Source organism: Anabaena sp. FACHB-1391 (genome assembly GCF_014696755.1).
In the GTDB taxonomy this organism is placed as follows: Bacteria; Cyanobacteriota; Cyanobacteriia; order Cyanobacteriales; family Nostocaceae; genus Dolichospermum; species Dolichospermum planctonicum.
This window is the reverse complement of record NZ_JACJQS010000075.1, coordinates 1-4,911: the sequence shown is the minus strand read 5'-3', so window position 1 is coordinate 4,911 and position 4,911 is coordinate 1. Positions and strand designations below refer to the sequence as shown.

Below are 4,911 nucleotides of genomic sequence, written 5' to 3'. Positions count from 1 at the left end.
TTTTAATGATATGTATTCTCATTAAGCTTATTTCTCTTTAATTGATCGTTAGTTATTATGTACTACTATCTCTGCTTTTTTGATCTGTGACAGTTCAGGGTGCGGAATGTGGGTTGAAACAAGAATCCCCGTCCCTCTATAGGGCGGGGAGCGTCAATAATATCACCCTCAAAATAAAATGGCTGTAATGTATTATAAAATAAGTATCACATTGACTCAAAGATAAGTATTTACATATATGAAAAATGCTGCGACAATTCCCAAACGGATTTTATTCTTACATCCCAACTTTCCCGCTCAATTTCGCCATTTAGCCGCAGCTTTAGCCCAAGATAGCAATTACCAAATTGTATTTGGCACTAATCGTCAGGAAGGAACTATACCTGGTGTATTTAAAGCTATTTATCAACCTTCCCGTCAAGCAGCACCCCAAACCCATCATTATGTCCGCAATTTAGAAAATGCAGTTATTACTGGACAAGCTGTATATCGAATGGCAGAAAATCTGAAAACACAGGGTTTTATCCCAGATATAATTTACGGTCATTCGGGTTGGGGTCCGACATTATTTATGAAAGAAATTTTCCCCGAAGCAGAATTATTGTGTTTCTTTGAATGGTTTTATCATGGTCGCGGTTCTGATGCTGATTTTGATCCCAGTGAACCACTAAATGCAGATGATTTATGTCGTATTCGTGTGAAAAATGCCCCGATTTTAATTGATTTATATAATTGTCATCGTGGTCTTTCTCCTACTAATTGGCAACGGCAGCAATTTCCCCCAGAATATCATAGTAAAATCAGTGTTTGTCACGATGGAATTGATACTAATTTTTTTCAACCCCAGCCAGATGCTAAATTAGTTTTACCTCGCATTAATCTTGACCTTTCCCAGGTTACAGAATTAGTAACCTATGTAGGCAGGGGAATGGAACCTTATCGCGGTTTTCCTCAGTTCATGGAAGCAGTAGCATTAATTCAACAACAACGGCCAAATTGTCATGTTGTAGTTGTGGGGGAAGATAGGGTAGCTTATGGAAAAACTCTACCAGATGGTAAAACCTATAAACAGTTAATGTTAGAAAAGTTAGATTTGGATTTATCCAGATTACACTTTACCGGTAGACTACCTTATAGTGAATATCTCCAAGTTTTACAAGCTTCCTCAGCCCATATTTATTTAACCCGTCCTTTTGTCTTATCCTGGTCAATGTTAGAAGCCATGTCTACAGGATGTTTATTAATAGCTTCTGATACTCCACCAGTTTTAGAAGTAATTGAAGATGGTAAAAATGGACTGTTGGTAGATTTCTTTTCTCCCCAACAAATTGCTAACAAAGTCAACGCGGCTTTGGATAATTCCCCAGATATGATTCCTATTCGTGCCGCTGCCAGAAAGACTATAATCAATAACTATGATTTAGCAACATTATTACCACAGCATTTAAATTGGTTGTTGGGTCATACCAATTCTATGTGAGGAAAAACTCCCCAGAAAAAGAGAGTGGGAGGAGGCATTACCAAGCGCCTTTCTCTCCCACTCTACCATTTGCTGCTGAAGCGTTTAGGAATTTATTCATATAGACGAAACCCGTTAATTAGGGGGGTAATTTGCAGGTTAACGATCACGTCTATATTTAGCAGGTATTCCTGTGCAGCAAATACTAATTCTATTGATTTTTTAGACAATCTCCACAAGAGCTTTATGTTAGTTGATTTAACCTCTTAACAATCCCTTGTTTTTGCTTGTCTCATATAATTTAGCCTGGTTCATTTGACCATGGTTGCCAATTTGGCATTTTTCTGAAATTTTTTCATTCTTGATTATTAATCTTTTTTAATTACATTTTTACCGGATAATTAATAGGGGGTCAGACCCATCATTCCTGATCTGAATTGATTTGAATGGTCTGTGTTTGTGCCAATTTTTTTCTTGATTTTGATTTAACCCTATCCACAACCCTCAAGAGACGCTAAAATCAATCCAGCCTTTGTATTTTCGTGGTTTTGACCCAGATAACTCAGAGTGCAGTTCACTGCATAAATCCTCATTGTCAACGTCCTTATCCCCAACCCTGGGGAAACAAATTTTGTAACAGTTGTGGCGCACAGTTGCATTTGTTAGAACGTTATTTCCCTCTTAAACCACTAGGATCAGGGGGATTTGCTCAAATTTATACAATTTGGGATGAAAAGACACAAACAGAAAAAGTCCTCAAGGTGCTTGTAGAGACTTCAGCGAAGGCACTTGAATTGTTCATGCAAGAGGCGGAATTTTTAAGTAATTTCCGTAGTAATGCCGTCCCCAAAGTGGACAATGATGGGTATTTTCAAGTTAATTTGATCAATCCTCAACCCCTTCAATTACCATGTTTGGTGATGGAAAAAATCCATGGCTATACTTTAGAGGAAGTATTAATAAATTCCCCCCAAGGTTGTCCAGAAGATTTAGTTTTATGTTGGTTTATTCAAGCTGTACAGATTTTGCAGGAGTTACACAAGCGCCAAATTATTCACCGAGATATAAAGCCTTCTAATTTAATGTTACGAACCTCTACACCCGCTAAACCCCTCAAGGAGGATAAGTTAGTCTTAATTGATTTTGGGGGCGCTAAACAAGTTAGTGGTTCAGTTTTAAAATCCCATTCTACCTCCACCCGCTTATACTCCTCCGGTTATAGTCCTCAAGAACAAATTCATGGTAGTAATGTCGGTCCTGGGGCAGATTTCTATGCTTTGGGACGGACGATGATTCAACTCCTAACGGGTAAATATCCACCTGAATTGGAAGACAGTCTCACGGGAAAATTACGGTGGCGTAATTATTGTCAGATTAAACCAGATTTAGCAGACTTGCTAGATGAAATGGTACAGGATGACGTGCGATCGCGTCCAGCACACGCAGGTATTATTCACAAAAGATTATTAAAGATTGCTTCCCCATTACCACGGGAAGGATTATTTACCCGCATTGGCAAGTATTTAGTAAAATTAGTTGTTCAATTTTTCCAAGCTATAGGTAATACAACTTTATTTATTATTCGGGGAGTATTTAAGTTTTTATTTGCTGGTTTGGTGACTATTTGGGTAATGATTTTGACTAGTATTTGCATGGGAATAGCCACTATCATCGGTTTTATTCTGGCTGATTATACCAGTTTAGGCGATCGCTGGCTAGAATTACTAGCCTATCTATTACCAACATTAGTCAAAAATCAACCGTACATAGCCGCCGAAACCATAGTCTACGCTTTTGCAGGTTTGGGAACAGGTTTGGGACTAAGCTTGTCAGGTTGTTTTGGACAAAAGCGACGGTTTCTGGTTTCCGCTTTTATGGGTTTGATTGGTTATAGTCTAGGCTGGATAGCTTGTCAATTCATTCCCACTCAAAATAGTAGTGAAAACTTCGTAATATGGATTTTGATATCACTTCCCATACTGACATTAGGTTTAGGTATTCGCACTCATAAAATCGCTTATGCTGTAATTGCTGGTTTGGGTAGTGCTAATTTGATAGGTGTTTTCACTAACTTAGGATTAAGACTACATTTATTTCATTTTTATAGAGAACCACAAGGGTTTGATATATTTTCACCCCTGGGTTTTTTTAGTTTTGTGAGTATCTTAATTAGTTTTTCTTTAAGTATCAGCTATTACTTAATTAGTCCTTGTTTACGTTGGTTAGGTTGGAGGTAAATTCTGTTAATTAGCCCCAAAACACAGATACCCCCGGTTCATTTTGTGGTGAACCAGAGGTATCTCATAATTGGTAGACTATAAATCTTTCGGTATACTCAAGTTGACACTAATATACAGTCTTTGTTCCCATTTGCATAGTTCTGTAATAACAATTTATATAATTTTTGGATATTCTTAATTATTTCTTTATATTTGAGATTTACCTAAGTAGCAAATTTTCTAACTTTTCCAGGACTTACCCAACTGGCACATTGGTAGGGTGCTTTGCTACTGGATAAATCCTGCAAATAAACAGATTGTTGATATCTGACGCACCCTACAAGAGATTTTTGGGGTGACAGTTGCGTAAGTCCTAATTTAATTTCTCCCAAGAATCTCGGCTTCTAGAAAGTTGTTTTACCCCACAGTAATTAGTGAACCATGGGGTTTTGTTTTCTAAAACTCTGAGTTATTTTCTAACCATTGTTCTAAATCAGTGACAGTGGAGAAATCTAAGAGTGCTTCACCGAGTAATTCTAATTGGTCAATTGTCAATGTCCGAATTGTCTCAATGAATGATGATTCAATTCGACCAATTCGCCGATTTAGTTGCCGGAAAATCAGTTGTTGTTCTCCCTGCTCTATTCCCCTTTCTACCCCTCGTTCCATTGCTAATTCTTCTGTTGGACTAATAAAAGGCATTTGATTTTCCTCCTCCAAATGTTTAATTTTAGCGACTAATCCCTGTTGCAATTCTTTGGGCAATGTCATCATTTTATCAATTATCTTAAAAAGGTTAACAATCTTTTCTTTTGTTAAGCCTCGCTCGTAAAGTCCCCTAACTAATGTCCATTTCCACTGTTCCCGTTCTGCTAAATTACCTGTGGTGGCTTTGGTTTTCAAATGCGCCATTACTATGATAGCAAAGGGATTATCACTTGATTCTAGTTCATTCCACCGTGATTCATAGTCCAGGAGTTTAGCAATGGGGAACTTCAGACTTAATTCACAATCTAACATTGCTTGATGATAACTGTTAGGTCGCCAAGTGGAACTCGTATCACCTAAAATCGCCAAACTCACGACAAATTGGTGATAAAGGTCAAAGGCACGATAATTATACAGCAGTTTCCGAAGTTATGAGGTACAGTTAGTAATAATAAAGATAATACTGTCATGAAAGCATATTCAGTGGATCTCCGAGAAAAAATAGTTGCAGCCCATATTGAGGAA

Annotated in this window: 3 protein-coding genes; 2 read left to right on the top strand and 1 reads right to left on the bottom strand. The window is 37.6% G+C overall.

Annotated elements, in window-relative coordinates:
• The first annotated feature begins 238 nt into the window (after window positions 1-238).
• Window positions 239-1,480 (top strand): glycosyltransferase family 4 protein, encoded by a 1,242-nt coding sequence (locus H6F62_RS20165; protein WP_137907329.1) that lies wholly within the window; start codon window positions 239-241, stop codon window positions 1,478-1,480.
• Window positions 1,481-2,007: 527 nt separating this feature from the next.
• Window positions 2,008-3,696, top strand: a complete 1,689-nt coding sequence (locus H6F62_RS20160) for a serine/threonine-protein kinase (RefSeq protein WP_190372826.1) — start codon at window positions 2,008-2,010, stop codon at window positions 3,694-3,696.
• 438 nt (window positions 3,697-4,134) lie between these two features.
• On the opposite strand, the gene H6F62_RS20155 is transcribed toward H6F62_RS20160, so the two are convergent.
• Entirely contained in the window at window positions 4,135-4,761 is a 627-nt protein-coding gene (locus tag H6F62_RS20155) for a DUF4351 domain-containing protein (RefSeq protein ID WP_347238726.1), read from the bottom strand.
• Window positions 4,762-4,911: the final 150 nt, after the last annotated feature.